The following is a 15,579-nucleotide window of genomic DNA, read 5'->3' as shown; positions in this document are numbered from 1 at the left end:
TATGATCAGGAAGATGACAGAACGGATTGTGTCGGTAAAAATCACGTTGGATGAAGGTAATCTGATACTGACGGCATTGGCAGAATATCCGTTCAAAACGGTTTTCGAACTAATCGGCAAACTGAATCAGCAGGCGCATCATCAATTCGCGGAGGCTACCGATAAAACAGTGCAAAAACCGTTTATGTTCACCGAGCAGGAGATGCTCTTGACGATCAAAGCGCTTGGAAAACTGCCTTACGAACACGTTCACCAGCTGCTGGACAAACTGAATACGGAAATGGAACACCAGCTTAGAAGACTCAATAAAGAAGCGGGCTCTGTTTCACATAGCTATGCAGACCGCTGAGCAGATTAATCGTAATCAAAGCGATCCGGATGCGCTTGATTTTGAAACGCTCAGAAAAGACGCGCTTACAATTATTCAGAATTTATGTGGCGACAACTGGACCGATTATAATCTTCACGATCCGGGCGTTACTATTCTGGAACAGCTGTGTTATGCGCTGACCGATTTATCCTACCGTTCTGAATTTCCTGTCGCGGACTATCTGACAGGCCGTGACGGTTCGATTGATTATGTACGGCAGTCACTTTTTCCGCCGTATGAGATCTTTCCCAGTTCAGCTGTAACCGAAAATGATTTTGAAAAGGTCTTGTATGACGCGGTACCCGAAATCGACCGCATCTGGTTTAAACCTGCACAATACGAACAAGAACCGATATCCGGACTGACAGGACTCTATACTGTATATGTGAAAATTGATCCTGCCATATTGCAGGTCAGGAGCGAAGGTGTTGTTCAACAAACATTAAAGAAGCTTGAGCCGATCATAGAACAGATTACTCGGCTGAAGGTCAGCGTAATGCACTGGCACAGCCTGACTAACCAGATCGGCATAGGCCTGCAGACAAGGTTAAACCTGTTGAAGCGGTTGTGTAAGCGGCTGAGTCGTACCGGTGATACATTCCATCGCGGTCAGAGTGAGTCAATCAAGGGTTATCTTGTTCAATCCGGTGAATTATTGCTGCGACTGGAAACGCAACTGACCAGTTGCCTGGTTATTCATGAGGAACTCGGCTTGGTTCACGGACTCTTGTACAGACAGGTCTTCAGTCCGGAAGGCATCAAACAGCTTGATTTGCAACTGTCAGCGCTTCAAAAGTATTTCGAAGCGCCGTTGCCGCGCCTGGAATATGAGCAGATCTATGCGATACTGGATATGCCGCTCAATAAACCGGACGATTTGATTTCCGTAATGCAAAACGTGTTGCCACGGCTGACTGTTACGCTTGCTGAAACAGAACGTATCCTGTGCGATGTGACGAATTGCCTTAAAAAAGTGCAGAACGACATCAAGGGTTTTTTTGAAGCGGGTGTGATGAAAAAGATACACGCAGTGTATTGCGCGCAACGCAGCCTTTGTGAGGACATACATACAATCCGGATGGTCGAAACAAAACCGTTTTTTTTAACGGGAGAAATCGAAGTCCATCCACAGCAACATCCGGCTAAAATTTATGCTGAAATTTTTTTCAGATGTTCGCGTTACATTTCATCGAATATACAGATCGAACATTACGGTGATGTGTTAACCAGTAATGAACATTATGAATCAATTTTTTCCGGACCATTGACGCATCACGGATATATCCGTGATGCGTCAATGACAATACCTCGCAATATCATCACAGTAGTTGATTTGATGACATGTATTCGTGAAATTAGCGGTGTTGTACAAATCCGCAATCTTGGCCTGTCAGATGAAGCCGGGAACCAGCTCACAGATCTGAATGACCAGCTGTCGCAACATGTTTTTCCGGTTCTGTATTATTCCCATGCAAACGTCAACAATCAGATCATGAATCTCGCGCTGCCGCACGATGAGACTGCCGGTCAATTAGCGTCGGCGAGCACATTCAATACTGCCGTTCACTGGAAAGATACAGTTTTTTTCGATGAGTTTCAGCGAGAGTTGAAAAAACTGGTCTTTGAATACCAAGCATTCAGGCGCAACGCTCAATCTGTTAAGCAATTTGTTCCACAGCCAAATGGCCGGTCAAGGCCACTCAGCCATTATTATTCGATACAGCATCAGTTTCCGGCCATTTACGGAATTAACAAAGAAGGCGTGCCACGTTCGCAACCGGCGGACGTTCATGCAAAAGCCAAACAACTTAAAGCCTATCTGTTTCCGTTCGAACAGCTCATGGCAAATTACCTGGAGGGTCTGCAGCAGATCCCGGTTTTGTTTTCTCCCGACCAGCGTGTCCCGAAGACTTATTTTCCCCAGTTTCTTGACAACAGCAAAGTGCCTGATATCGAACCGCTTTACACCGGGAAAACAGTCACCGGCGACGTGTCTCTATCGACGATCATTAATGATATTCAAAGTCAATATGATGACCCCATCGAACGCAAAAACCGCATACTCGATATTCTGCTGGCACTTTATGGTGAAGTCTATGAACACCAGCAGTTGCTTCGTTTCAATTATTACCGTCGGGAGGATTCATTTAGCTGGATTCTTGAGTTGAAAATAAGCTATCTGAAATCGATAGCCTTTATCAGTAAAGACAGATGCGTCGGATTTGATTATTCACACTCCGATTCAAAGGACTACACAACCGAGGTGTTGGAAAAATCATCCGCTTTGCATGTAAAAATTGGCTTGCTGTTAGGACTGCAGCTTGCCAAGAGTCCAGCATGGGTGTCCGATATTCTGGTTGATAGAAAGAGTCGCCTCGTAGCCGATCAAATTATGGCTGACAAAATCAAATCGGTAAGCGATACCGGACAAAGCGAGGTCGTTCCCGATAAGACAAACGATAATCCTGAAAAATTATCCGGTACGACACTGCCGTCACAGTTGCCCATTTTCAGTTATTCAATTTTCAAAGAGGGCATACAACTGGAAAATTACCGGCTGCTTCGACTGGAACAGGGCAGGACGGCTGTGTGTTTCAAATCCGGTCACGATGCCCGTCTTTGGATATTGACCAAGGAACCTTCTTTTGAAGAAGCAGTGATTTATGCGCACCGGTTTTGCAACACCATGCGGGTACTGAATCGGCAGTGCGAAAATTTTCATATCATCGAACACATACTGCTGCGCCCGCGCGAGAATCAATCATTCACCCGACCGGGTGTCGATGCCACTTTCTTTAATTGTCGTGTCAGCGTTGTTTTGCCATCCTGGACAGCATGTTTTTCTGATACCGCATTCAGGTGTTTTGCCGAGGAAATCATACAACAAAATTTACCTGCACATGTCTTTGCAGATTTTTACTGGTTAAATTTTCTGAACATGCGGAGTTTCGAGGAACGTTACAAAATCTGGCTGCAATGTCTGCAGCAGTATAGTCGTGACCAGGATGACGAAATTCTTTCCAGGCTCAACCAGGCATCGGATTCGTTGATTGCTTTTCTACTGAAATACAAACAGGAAAAAGATGGCGACTATTGGTTATGACAATACTTCAGTACATGTTATTGAACAGGTTATTTTCGACTTTTCGTTTGTTGCCGATACCGTAGAGCCTGAACATGAATCGCAATTGAGCGACTGGATCGTGAGTACACTATTGCCGGCCATGGAAGTCGTATTGAACGAGTATGATGAGGCAGACAAGGTATTGCGAATTAATCAGGTGACACTTGACCTCGGGATTGTTTCCGAAACCAATTTTTCAGACCAGACTGTACAAAGACTTCAGGAACAATTCGGTCTGCAGCTGAAACAGGCCAGGGAATCCAGTCATCATCACTTAGTGACGCTACCTTTTTTGCACACACCCACCACATCAGTATCAGATAAATCAGAAAATGTGGTGCCTGTCAGTTTGTTCCAGTCTGGCTTTGAGGAATTGAAACAATTTATGCTGACCGGAAGTCTTCCCTGGTATGTCGATGCTACCGATGTTCATTGGCATGAAAAAAGCATGGAACGCGTGCTGAAAGAAGCTTTATCAACGAGCGCATTGCGAGAGATGCTGATGCAAATGCCACAGCAAGATCGCATATTGTTTATATGGCGAATGGTTCAGCAGTTTTCCCCGGGAATGCTCGGGTCTGTGTTGCATCAAATCGACCCGCAACATAACAGGCTGCTGCTCGGTCTGATTGAATCGCTCCAAACGATGCTGTCTACATCAGCATTACCCGCTGAGCGATACAACAAATTAATGACGGTATTGTGGGCGTGGATCATTGATGATGTTACATGTCAGTCGCCTCTGCCTCGATCCGCGCGTTTCTCGCGGTTGATTCGGCAATATCTGAAAATGATCGTTGTACCAGTGTTACACGAAGAAGAAGGCCAGCTGCTAGACAGACTGATCGAGACCGCACGCGTTCATGGCGATTTCGAGCAGCTGTCGAAGATTCTGTTGAAAGCTGCAGATCACGATTTCCAGGAGGACTGCCCGTCTGCAATACAACGTGTGACAATTGAACATTTGACTCCATTCGAACAGATCGAAGCAACACAAACAGGCAATGGCCAGGATGAAGTATCCGGGCCTGGCAACGAAAAAGATAAATCAGTCGCCGAAAGCCTGTCACTGTCAAGATGGTTATATCGTCGTATTTTCACAGCGATGCAGCATGCCGGCATAAGCGCACCGTTTAGTGATTCGACAATTGAACAACCGCTGGATATGTTGGGCCTGCAACAACGACTGCAGGCCATTTTGCAGGATACCAAGGCTCGTGATCAGATAATAGCCAGACTGCCTCAGACAGCCCTGATGGATATATTATTTGCGCAGTCACCGCTAATTGCATTTATCGTTGGGCAGTTTGTTCTCAAAGCTGAACGGTTTTATCGATATGCTCAATGTCAAAGGCACAGCATCTCTGTTTCGTTTGACGACTGGATAAACTGCTTTTGGAAGAGTGTGCTGCGTTTTGTAGCCACGGTGTCTTCGGCAGGCACTTCAACAGATACGCTGGCTGCGGCTGGTATTGCGCGCGCATTGACGCAGTGTTTGTATGACGGGCCAGACAATACAACAATCCTGCAATCCTGGTATCAGGCGCTGGAGCCGACCCAATCCAGCGAAGACACATATTCTTTACGTATTCTGCAGATTATCGTTGCTGACGCCATGGCATATCCGGCATTTGAAAAACATTTTTTGCCAGACGGTCCGGCGGTACACCATCTGCACGATAAACTGCAGTCGAGACAGGCGCAAACTTCAACGGGTGCTGACAAGCATGTGTCAACATCAGCAGATATAGACCCAGTCAATTCCAGTTGGACAGGTGATACAGGTGATCACGTTACCAGTGGAATTGTTTCAGTCCTGGAGTCCGCAACAATCGTCGAAAAGGATCTGTCTGTTGCGCAATTCCGTTCCACTGATGTGTTGGCAAACCGGAAATGGATGCTGACACTGCTTTCCGATCAGTTGACTCGTGCCCGAATAGCTGCTGAGCTGCCTGAGCCTGCTCTGATTGACATGGTTTACAGAATATCGCCGTACGCCGCACAAATCCTGACACAGACACTGACCTGCGCCGATACGCTTTATCAATCGACCGTTAATCCTCGGGATGCTGATATTTCAGCCTGGAGACGGCGATTGTTCGACAATGTCCTGAATTTTATGCTGCTTACACAGGACCTTGATTTTCCGGACAGCGATTTTGACGCTGTAGACTTCTGTCTGGCAATGACAAGGGGAATGTCGCAGGATTGTAACGGTGCAGCGATATTGGCGTTCTGGCGAAACGGATTGCGCCGTCAACGAGAACAGCAAGGCGAACGTATTGCAGAAATGAGTCTTGATAACAGCCTGATTGATATTCTGTTCGTTGCATCGGCAGAGCGGCCGGCAATCACGGTAATTGAGGAAATGCACCAGATCGCGGTGCATCTTAAAGATGATTATACGCGGCAACTGCAGCGGCTTAGAACATTGTTTGAATGCGGCCGTTTACATACAGGAACAGTACCTGAAGGCGAACTTAAATCGATGATACACGGGATACTGGATCTGTATCCGGGATCTGCACGTGCGGACCGTCTTGCCTTCGTCGAAGCTATCGATAGCCATGCGCGGCATATCGATAACAGTGCCGGTTATTATTGCCAGGTTCTGAAAAAGCTTGTGTGTGATGAAAATATCGACCTGGAAGCTCTGGTTTCTACCGATGCCGAAAAAGAACCGGTAATTCAGCCGAATATTCCAAATACACCGGCTGAAGGTAAATTGTTTATACAAAAGCCGTTCGAAGAGACCCTGTTGTGCCGTCTGCTGATAACGCTGCGGCAAGCCGGAATTACAAGGCTGGATTTTGATCGGTTTGAGGTAAACCAGATCGCATACGCCAGACAGCAGCTGGTCGATTTATTGCTCGAACAGGATGAGCGGCAAAGGCTGATTGCCTGTTTACCCCAATCTACGCTTCTGGACATCAGCTATGTATTGTCACCCCGGGCTGCTTTCATCCTTGCGCAACTGATTCGTCACGCCGATACGCTGCTGCGGTATGATGAAAACGTACATTACAGAACGAATGCAGCGCGGCTGAATCAGCTATGGAATCACGCGTTACGTTGTCTGGCGGACATGTCGTTACATAGCAATTTTAATACGAATCTTTTTTTTCGGGCGCTGGCGCTGGGTCAGTCGCAAGGCCAGGATGCAGTAACCATTTTGTGTTCCTGGAGTGATGCGTTAAAAAAACTGCAGGATGAGCGGTATGCGTATGCAACGAATGTGCTTTATAACTTCGTGCTGGATGCTATTTCCACGCTTCGATCATCAGCACAGCGAAACTTCTCGGCAGATGAACAGATGGATCTGGTTCAGCAATTGCAGACGACCGATTCCCGTACCTTGAAGCGGCGCTTAAAATCTTCTCTGGAAGACGGCCGGCTCGTGATTGCCGCATTAACGGAGACCAGGGCCAGAGTTCTGGTGCAGGAGTTGCTGGAATGCAATTCTGAATTGAAAGATGAAGACCGCCGACTGTTCATTAATGCAATCGAATCGCATTTGCCCGAATCTGGAAACAGCGCTGTTTATTTTCAGCTGATACTTAAAAAACTGTTATTTGACGATACGGTCGATCTGGAAGCCGTTGTCGCACAGTCCGAAACGACAAACAGTGTCATATCAGCCGAGGCGGTATCTACAACTGCGAAAGAACATTTCATCGAACCAATCAATCAACGGATTCGTTTGGCACTTCAACAAGTTGGCATCGCTGGAACGGAACAGTATACCGGGCAATTCATAGGTTTAAGTAAAGCCGATGAAACACTGGCACTGCGCAAACAGTTACTGGCATTGGTGCACAATGCAGTGTCGCGTCAAAAGCTAATTGAAAAGCTGCCTGAATCTATCCTGATCGATATCGCATATACCGTCTTGCCGCAATCAGTCTTTATTCTGGCTGACTGGCTATCGCATGCGGAATTTCTCCGACAATATACGAAAAATATTAAACAGCCAGGGTCTGATGCATGGAGGCGGCAAATATGGGAAAGCGGGCTGAAGGCATTATCCGCAATTTCGCGTGTCGGTAAATCAGATGAAACGGTTGAAGAAACGGCGGTCACTTTTGAGTTTGTATATGCATTGTTACAGGATCTGGCTGGCGACGAAGATGCGTTGGGACTGGCACGAATATGGAATCAGGCGCTGTTAATCGAGCAGCAGGGACATGAACAGAAAAATGCGGTAAGACAAATACAGCACACAAGTGTACTTCAGCATTTATTACAGGGTGTTTTGATTCAGTACAGCGGCGTTTCGGGCAATCAAATCAAGAAACCCGAAAATTCACCTCGTTTGTCAACAAACTTCGCTCAGGATATTCAAGTCAAGCGACTTGCTGTGTTGGATTCGAACATTGGTAAATTAACAGATGAGTGCGGCGATGAATACTTTATTCAAAATGCCGGACTTGTGCTGGCGGCACCTTATCTGCCGCATCTTTTTGGAAGACTGGAATGGCTTGACAACGATGGGCTAATTAATAAGCCGGCAATAGAGCGCGCCGTTCATCTGTTGCAGTTTATAGTTAATGAGGCATCGCAGCCTCCTGAATATCAACTGGTTCTGAACAAGATTTTATGCGGCCTGCCTGTGGTCATGCCTGTCAGCCGTGACATTCAGTTGAACGCACAGGAACTGGAAACAGCAGAAAGTCTGCTGAACGGTATTATCCAGAACTGGAAGATACTGGGCAAAACTTCGATGAGCGGTTTACGAGAGACTTTTTTGCAGCGAAGAGGGCGATTAGTGCTGCAGGAGGATATGTGGTCCCTGACGATTGAGCCCGGGCCTTTTGATATGCTGCTTGATCAATTACCATGGAGTTTCTCGGTTATTAAGTACAAATGGATGACACGGGCGATTCAGGTTGCCTGGCGATAAGCATGGAAACGTCTTTGTCAATGTCGAATAAGTTAAACGCTGAATCGCTAGAAAGGGAGGTTAAGTGGTTCAAAGCCGTAGTTAAAGCACGCTTCGATCTTTATTTCGGTCGTGAAACCGACATCGATGAAATATACGCGATCAGCGCCCCTGACTTGTCGGCAGATCAGTCCGAGTTTGCGCAAATTATTCGGGAAACCGGTATGGGTTTCGAAGAACGACTGATTGTGATTCTGGCTTTGCTGCCGCATCTGCAGCCGCAGGCACTGGATTTTTTTATGATGAGCAACCAGGATCTTGCGCGCGGGTTTACAGAATTTGGGGGGTGGCGCGGCAAATTTCACAGTGGCTTTCTCCCAACGTGTGAAACCGCGGTCTTTCTACTTGCTGGCGAGGATCTTTCAACGCGGTTTGATGTATTGCAACTGTTTCAGGCCGATCACAGTTTGTCAAAAAAGGGAATTATCAAAATTGCCCAGGTGGCGAATGGAGAGCCTTTTTTAAGTGCAGCGCTAACGATCACGGCTGAATACCTTGGGCGCATGACAACCGGAAAAAATCAGAAGCCCGATTATACAATGCATTTTCCGGCGAAATTGATTACCACCTCATTGACCTGGCAGGATCTGGTTTTAAGTACAGAAGTGATGGATGAAATCGAAAATATTAACGCCTGGCTGCAGCATTCAGCAAAGATATTGCAGCAGTGGGACCTCGGGAGAAATATCAAGCCCGGTTATCGCGTATTGTTTTACGGTCCGCCGGGAACCGGAAAAACGCTGACTGCAACACTTATCGGTAAAGCGGCAGATATTGATGTGTACCGGATCGATCTGTCAATGGTCGTATCCAAGTATATCGGCGAGACAGAGAAAAATCTGGCGAATGTATTTGACCAGGCAGGTAACAAGCGCTGGATTCTTTTTTTTGACGAGGCAGATGCGCTGTTTGGAAAGCGGACGCAAACCAGTAACGCGAACGACCGTTATGCCAATCAGGAAATCGCCTATCTGTTACAGCGTATAGAAGATTATCCGGGCATTGTGATACTGGCGACCAATCAAAAAACGAATATGGACGAGGCCTTTGCGCGCCGTTTCCAGACTTCTGTTCATTTTGCGTTGCCGGATGGAGAACAGCGCCTGCGATTGTGGCAGGGTATGTTCACAGGGAACAGCCGCTTATCGGAAAACGTTGATTTAAATGAACTGGCGGATAAATACATACTTTCCGGGGGAGGTATTACCAATGCGGTACGGTACGCCGCAATTCAGGCGGTACGAATGAACCGGGAAACAATTTTCCATGATGATCTGATAAATGGCGTCAGAAAAGAACTGTTAAAAGAAGGAAGGACGCAATGAGATTGCAATTCTTCAGAATCTTGCTTTTCTGGTTACTGTTGATAACCGGCAGCAGCGTCACGCTTTACGCTTATGATGTACCCTATGTGCTGGATCGCGATCAGCACTTCGATCGGCTGCTGGATCGATCCAGATTCAACCAGCTCGAGCGTTCCGTCATTGTTAGCATGCAACAGAACCTCGCTGTTATTTATCAACAGGACCTGAACTGGAAAAGAGATGTCCAGTTAAGTAACCAGCCGCTGACAGACGGCCTCCTGGGTCCGGTGACATTATTCTGGCTGCAACGGTTTGCCTACGATTTCAAAATTGAACCGATCGGCAATTACGCCGATGAACTGATTGCCCGGCTTGAAACCATTGCTGAATTTGCCAATTTGTTTCCGCAAGAAACGGCGATTCTCCTGAGTACTGAGTTCGCAGACTGGAACGACAGACTGCCCGGATATCAAAGAGATCTGGATTATTACATCAGGCGACAGGGTTCCCACCAGGCATTGCTGGACCTTGTATATCGTTATCGATCATTAAGTGAACCATTTTCTATCGGGGTCAATCCCGATTATTCTGCATCGCCCATGTACTATTATCAGCTAACAGCCGATGATTTCGTGCTGTTGCAGAGCAAGGAACAGATAATGGCTGCGCTGCTCAAGCTGGAAAACAAACAGTACGAGAATTATGCATTACTTGAAGCGGCTGTTTCTGACGTACTTGCAGCCTATCCTGATTTGTTTCAGCGGTTGTCCCCATTGGTAAAACGTTACTACCGCAACAGAACGCTGGTGATTACACAGGATTTTATAAAATTTCTTGACCAGGCAATGATCGGCGATCCTTTCATGGCTTCCCTGAATCCCGTTCTTGCTGAATTGCTTGAAAACGAATTTGCCGGTACAGCTTATCCACGCCCGGAACTTTTTGACAAAGCGGCGCAGGCTAAAATTTTTGCGGGTATTGGAGTCTGTCAGGAAGCACTGTTGCATAACCAGTACACGCTGGGCATCAAAATCAGCGATGAAGCGTTTTTGGCACTGGAAACCGATCTGCTCAACAATCAGATGTACCATGGAATGCCAGAGATTCGCAAACATCTGAAATTAATAAATGCGTTACGTGAGCGATCCGGAACATGCAACGAAGCAGAGAAGCGCGATGTCGATGAATTTATCAGCAGTCTTTATGAACATGTTGTGCGTCCGGCAGTTGCTTTGTTATATAAAAAAAGACCGGTTTTTGATGCTTCCGTTACATTGAATTGGGACGGCGATGGCTGTGGATGTGTGCTGGACGAACTGTCCGGCACGGTTTACGGTCTTTATCCTTACTGGCTGGCAAATGATACCCAGCAAATAGTCAATTTCAGTGTTTTGTCACGGGTGGCTTATCATGGATTGTCTTTTGATGCCGGCGGGGCGATCAACCATGTCAATGATGATAATAATACATTCGACCTGAAACAGTTTCTTGATAAAAACTCATTTATCCAGACAACCCGCCGACACAACAGTAAAGTTGACTGGGTTATATACAAAGACCAGTCATACTGGGCAAAAGAATGGCAGTCACTCGACTCAAACCAAAAGGCGAATATCTTTGCCACACTTGCTGATGACATTTATCAATTACTCACGCAACCGTTGAATGATCTATATGCCAGACTGACATTTGGCGCAGTTCACCTGGCAACGCAAGGTGATGGCGTCACGCTCGATTTTAGAGGGTTCCCGAGCGATGCCGTGTCGATCGGCCTGTTTAACAGTTTTTACGATGCGTTGACAAAACGGTTACAGGCAACGGGGGATGATTATTTTGTCAATATTATGGTGTCGCAGTCCGAACTGGGAGATGGGTTTTATCAGTATTTTAATCTGCTTGAGCGTATTTCGGGCATTCAAGCCAATGATGCCGCCAGCTCGTATCAGCAGGTTGATATCCGCGACGATCTGAATGCCAAAATTCTGGTGCTGCTTGAAGAACCGACGACAAAGGCCAAGAAAGCACTGAGGCTAGATATTGAAAATAGCGGGTTGTATGGTATTTTACGTGGCCTGTTTTTGCGCAATATCATTCCGGTTATCGAATTTGACGGCCGAAACTGGGAGCAGCTGGAAGATGATATTGTTTATTTCAAGGATAATTTTGGTGGCGTGGGTTTCTGGCCGTTACCGCTGAATGAGCCGGTGCTGAAAACGGAAATGACTGGTCGGTGCGAGGAGATAAAGGGTATCAGCAGTTGCCTGGTCCGGCATTTTCAACATCCCGACCGTAACGGTCAGCCAGACACCGCACTTGACCGGTTTGTCTGTGAAAACCGGAGTTTTTTTTGGGTGGCTCTGGTTGTGCTGGGCGTGTTGTCGCTTATATTGCTGATCAGTTATCTGAACTCTTGCCGTTTTCACGGAAGGCACAAAAAGATTTTTATTATCAGCCTGTTCATAACAATGATCCCAGCTTTGGCTATTGCGTTACTGCTGTTACTGTTCGATCCCAATCTCGAAACGCTTGCAAAAGGCAACATTCCATTGATCACTGTGGTATTGCTTGGTGTGTTGCTCAGTATTATTGTTTATAGAAGGCAGCAATCAGCCGCCAAGAAACCCTCCAGGCCGATACGCAGAGTAGCGGTATAATTTGAAATCGCGGATTGAATAGATATCAACAGGACGTTCCACATTATTAATAACTGGTCTGGTTGTATTACGATCTAACGTTCATGTAAAGCTTTACCATTAGTGTCAGATTTAAAGGTGCATAATCGATTATCGTCAGGAACAGTATGACATAAAGGGAGGGCAGGGAACTGGATCTACCGATGAAATTGATACTGACCCGGGTTCAAAGTATGCACTGAAGTTTCTAAGTAAAATGTGGTTTATACTTGGAGGGTGTTCAATTTGAGTCTACCAACTGTTTTATCTTCACATACACTTACTTATCAGCTGTAGACGATGAATGTTATGTATCTCGGGTGAACCAGAGTAGTATCGAAACGCGTGTTGCCATCTATACTGCTCAGCCATTAATCCGTTGAATAGCTGACTGATGATCATCAAGCGTACCATGACGTTTGTCCATGAATACCACAGAGATCGTTGCGATGGACGAGCCTTATTGAATCTTTTCTGCCCTCTGACATTGATGATCAACAGAGGCATTCTGCCTGCAGTTTAAGTTTAAGCTGCCGACGCAACCTTCAGTCGTTTTTTGACCCTGGCGCGGCAGCAGCATCAATAACTGGAAACATTCATACACGTCAATTAAAATCTGAAAGATAATGTTCCTATTACAGTACGTTCGGTTCCAGGATATTGTCTGTTGAAGAAAGTCGTGGATACATATTTATTATTAAATATATTACTTGAATTGATAGTGAAAAGAATGGGCCCTTTTTCGTAGCGGAGCGTGGCATCAAATAACGTGAAGGATGGCGTTGTACTGGTATTGGCTTCATCATTGTAGACTCTGCCAACATGCCGGACGCCGAAGCCCAGCCCAAAATCACGCAACCAGTCGATTCCGAGGGCACCAAATGAATAATCCAGCCAGCCCGATGCGAGTATGTCAGGAACCTGTATCGGTGTGTTTCCTCTGAAATCGGTATCCTTGATATTTTCAACATCGTGATACGTAAAAGACGCGATCGCGTTCAGCCCGCGATACAATTCGGTACGTGCTTCCAGCTCGATACCGCGCGACCTTACCTTGCCGCTTTGCATAAGTGCAAAACCAGCTGGATCATTCGGATCCCGAGTCAGCACATTGGTTTTGGTCAAATCGAAGAATGCCACTGTGTACAGACTTCTCCCGCCAGCCGGCTGATATTTGACGCCAGCTTCAAACTGCGTGCCGCGTGTTGGATCAAACGGTTTTCCATCTGCGCTGATGCTGGTTTGCGGCAGAAAAGACTGTGAAAAACCAAAATAGGGTGCTATACCGTTTGAAAAGAGATAAGTCAGTCCTGCACGACCGGTAAATGCACTATCGCTTCTCTTGCTTGTTTCCTCGATCAGGAAATCTTTGTCCCTATTACGGATCCTGTCAAATCGTCCACTCAGGGTCAGAATCCAGTTTTCGTTATAACGCATTTGGTCCTGAATATAAAAACCGAGCTGATCGATTCTCTCTTTTGAATTAATTCCCAGGGCGTCAGGTGTCGCAATTGGTATGCCATACACAGGATTCAGAATATCGATAGCGGGTGCAAGAGATCCATCGTTATAACCTTCAAAGTATTTCAGGTTTAAATTGGTCTGATTCCAGTCTGCGCCGAGCAATACTGTATGGCTGACCGGCCCTGTGTCCAGTTTTGCCTGTAAATGGCTATCAAGAACGGTTTGCGTCAACCGCTCATTGGTACCGTAAGCCTGCCGGTCAAGCAGCGTGGGTTGTTCGATCGTATTGAAGCCGAGACCGAACATATCCCTGAAACGTCCTTTTTGCTGCGTGTAGCGAAAATTCTGCCGTACGGTAAAAATTTCATTGAAATGGTGTTCTATCTGATAACCAATGGACGACTGGTTTGCCGCATACCTGGTAAATTTTGGATCGCTTTGCAAGACTCTGGTCTGGCTGCCATCGGGTGCGACGATCTGGAATAGCGACGTTCCGCTGCGATTGTTCAGCACGTCACCCATTAGAGTGATAGTGGTGTTAACAGTCGGACGCCAGGTGATTGACGGTGCAATATAAAAACGCCTGATTTCTGCTCGTTCGCCCCCTGTATTGGGATATTTGACCTGAGTATCGGTGTCTAGCGCAGTCGTCACCAGTCTGAACATCAACTTTCCGTCCTCGGTTGCCGCACCCAGATCAGCGGCGATACGTTTGCGATCGAAATTTCCGTATTGTAACTGGATTTCTCGGATTGGCGCGGCATTGGGAAGTTTTGTCACACGATTGACAATACCGCCTGCATCACCTCGCCCAAATAACACTGAAGATGGACCGCGCAGCACATCTATGCGCTCCAGGCCATAGGGATCGGTAATAAAGGAAGAGAAAAAACCAAACGCTGCATTACTTAACCCGTCACGAAAATTTGCGTTATTTAACCCGTTAAATCCGCGTAACAATAAATATTCATAACCACGTCCTTCAAATCCAAATTGATCTACTGTTACGCCCGGCACATACCGTAGCGCCTCAGTAAAATTCTGTACACTACGCATGTCCATTTCATCGCGTGTCACCACGGAAATCGACTGGGGCGCCTCAATGATTGGCGTGTCGGTTTTGGTTGCAGTCTTTGTTCGTTTAGCCACATAACCGTCAGCTTTGCCGCCTGTAACGACCATTTCAGGCAGCTTGGTGATATTTGGATTTTCGGGACTCGTAACTAATGAATACACGCCGCGATCTGTTCGAATAAGCTCAAAACCGCTACCCTGCAGTAATTTTCTAAAACCTTCTTCGACAGTATAATTGCCGCGCAATCCTTCGCTGTTGCGGCTACCCAGTGGCGTCGGATCAAATGACAGCGATACCCCTGCTGCTGCAGCGAACTCCGTAAGTACATCTGACAGAAGTCCACCTGGTATGGCATAGTTTTTCTTTGTTATATCATTAGCTGCTTCTGCGTGAATTGAACCTGGAAACCATGTCGCTGCCAGTACGATACAGAATATTGCGCTGCAAATAATCCGTGGCGAGGGAATAAGCCCAACATACAAGAGATAATACCAATTAATGGGCAAAGAACGATGTTTTGAGGCCATGATATTATTTTTCCTTTTTTTTGTGATTAACAATTAAGCGTGCCGTTAGCACACACACATATTGCCTATACCGTACAAAGCAAAAAAAGGTATAAATAACCTCG

Annotated in this window: 6 protein-coding genes; 5 read left to right on the top strand and 1 reads right to left on the bottom strand. The window is 46.4% G+C overall.

Annotated elements, in window-relative coordinates:
• Window positions 1–13 precede the first annotated feature (13 nt).
• Genes BMY62_RS01460 through BMY62_RS01440 form a run of 5 tightly spaced genes read left to right on the top strand, consistent with a single transcriptional unit; the run spans window position 14 to window position 12,391 of the window.
• Window positions 14–349: a hypothetical protein gene (locus tag BMY62_RS01460; RefSeq protein ID WP_090655525.1), complete on the top strand. Its 336-nt coding sequence runs from the start codon at window positions 14–16 to the stop codon at window positions 347–349.
• The gene (locus tag BMY62_RS01455; protein WP_090655523.1) at window positions 336–3,473 is read left to right on the top strand and encodes a baseplate J/gp47 family protein; all 3,138 of its coding nucleotides are present in this window, start codon (window positions 336–338) and stop codon (window positions 3,471–3,473) included. The genes BMY62_RS01460 and BMY62_RS01455 overlap by 14 nt, the downstream gene beginning before the upstream one ends.
• On the top strand, window positions 3,454–8,394 hold the full coding sequence (locus BMY62_RS01450) for a contractile injection system tape measure protein (protein WP_090655520.1): 4,941 nt from the start codon (window positions 3,454–3,456) through the stop codon (window positions 8,392–8,394). The genes BMY62_RS01455 and BMY62_RS01450 overlap by 20 nt, the downstream gene beginning before the upstream one ends.
• 20 nt (window positions 8,395–8,414) lie before the next feature.
• On the top strand, window positions 8,415–9,758 hold the full coding sequence (locus BMY62_RS01445) for an ATP-binding protein (RefSeq protein ID WP_218142911.1): 1,344 nt from the start codon (window positions 8,415–8,417) through the stop codon (window positions 9,756–9,758).
• Window positions 9,755–12,391, top strand: coding sequence for a hypothetical protein (locus BMY62_RS01440; RefSeq protein ID WP_090655515.1), 2,637 nt, complete (start codon window positions 9,755–9,757; stop codon window positions 12,389–12,391). Before BMY62_RS01445 ends, BMY62_RS01440 begins: the two co-directional genes overlap by 4 nt.
• A 627-nt stretch (window positions 12,392–13,018) precedes the next feature.
• Here the strand turns inward: BMY62_RS01440 and BMY62_RS01435 are convergent.
• Window positions 13,019–15,475 carry a TonB-dependent siderophore receptor gene (locus BMY62_RS01435; protein ID WP_090655512.1) on the bottom strand — a complete coding sequence of 819 codons (2,457 nt, stop codon included), beginning with the start codon at window positions 15,473–15,475 and terminating at the stop codon, window positions 13,019–13,021.
• Between the last annotated feature and the right edge of the window lie 104 nt (window positions 15,476–15,579).

The sequence above is a fragment of the Nitrosomonas marina genome (assembly GCF_900111605.1).
Lineage (GTDB): Bacteria > Pseudomonadota > Gammaproteobacteria > Burkholderiales > Nitrosomonadaceae > Nitrosomonas > Nitrosomonas marina_A.
The sequence above is the reverse complement of the archived record's forward strand: the minus strand, read 5'-3'. Positions and strand labels throughout refer to the sequence as shown.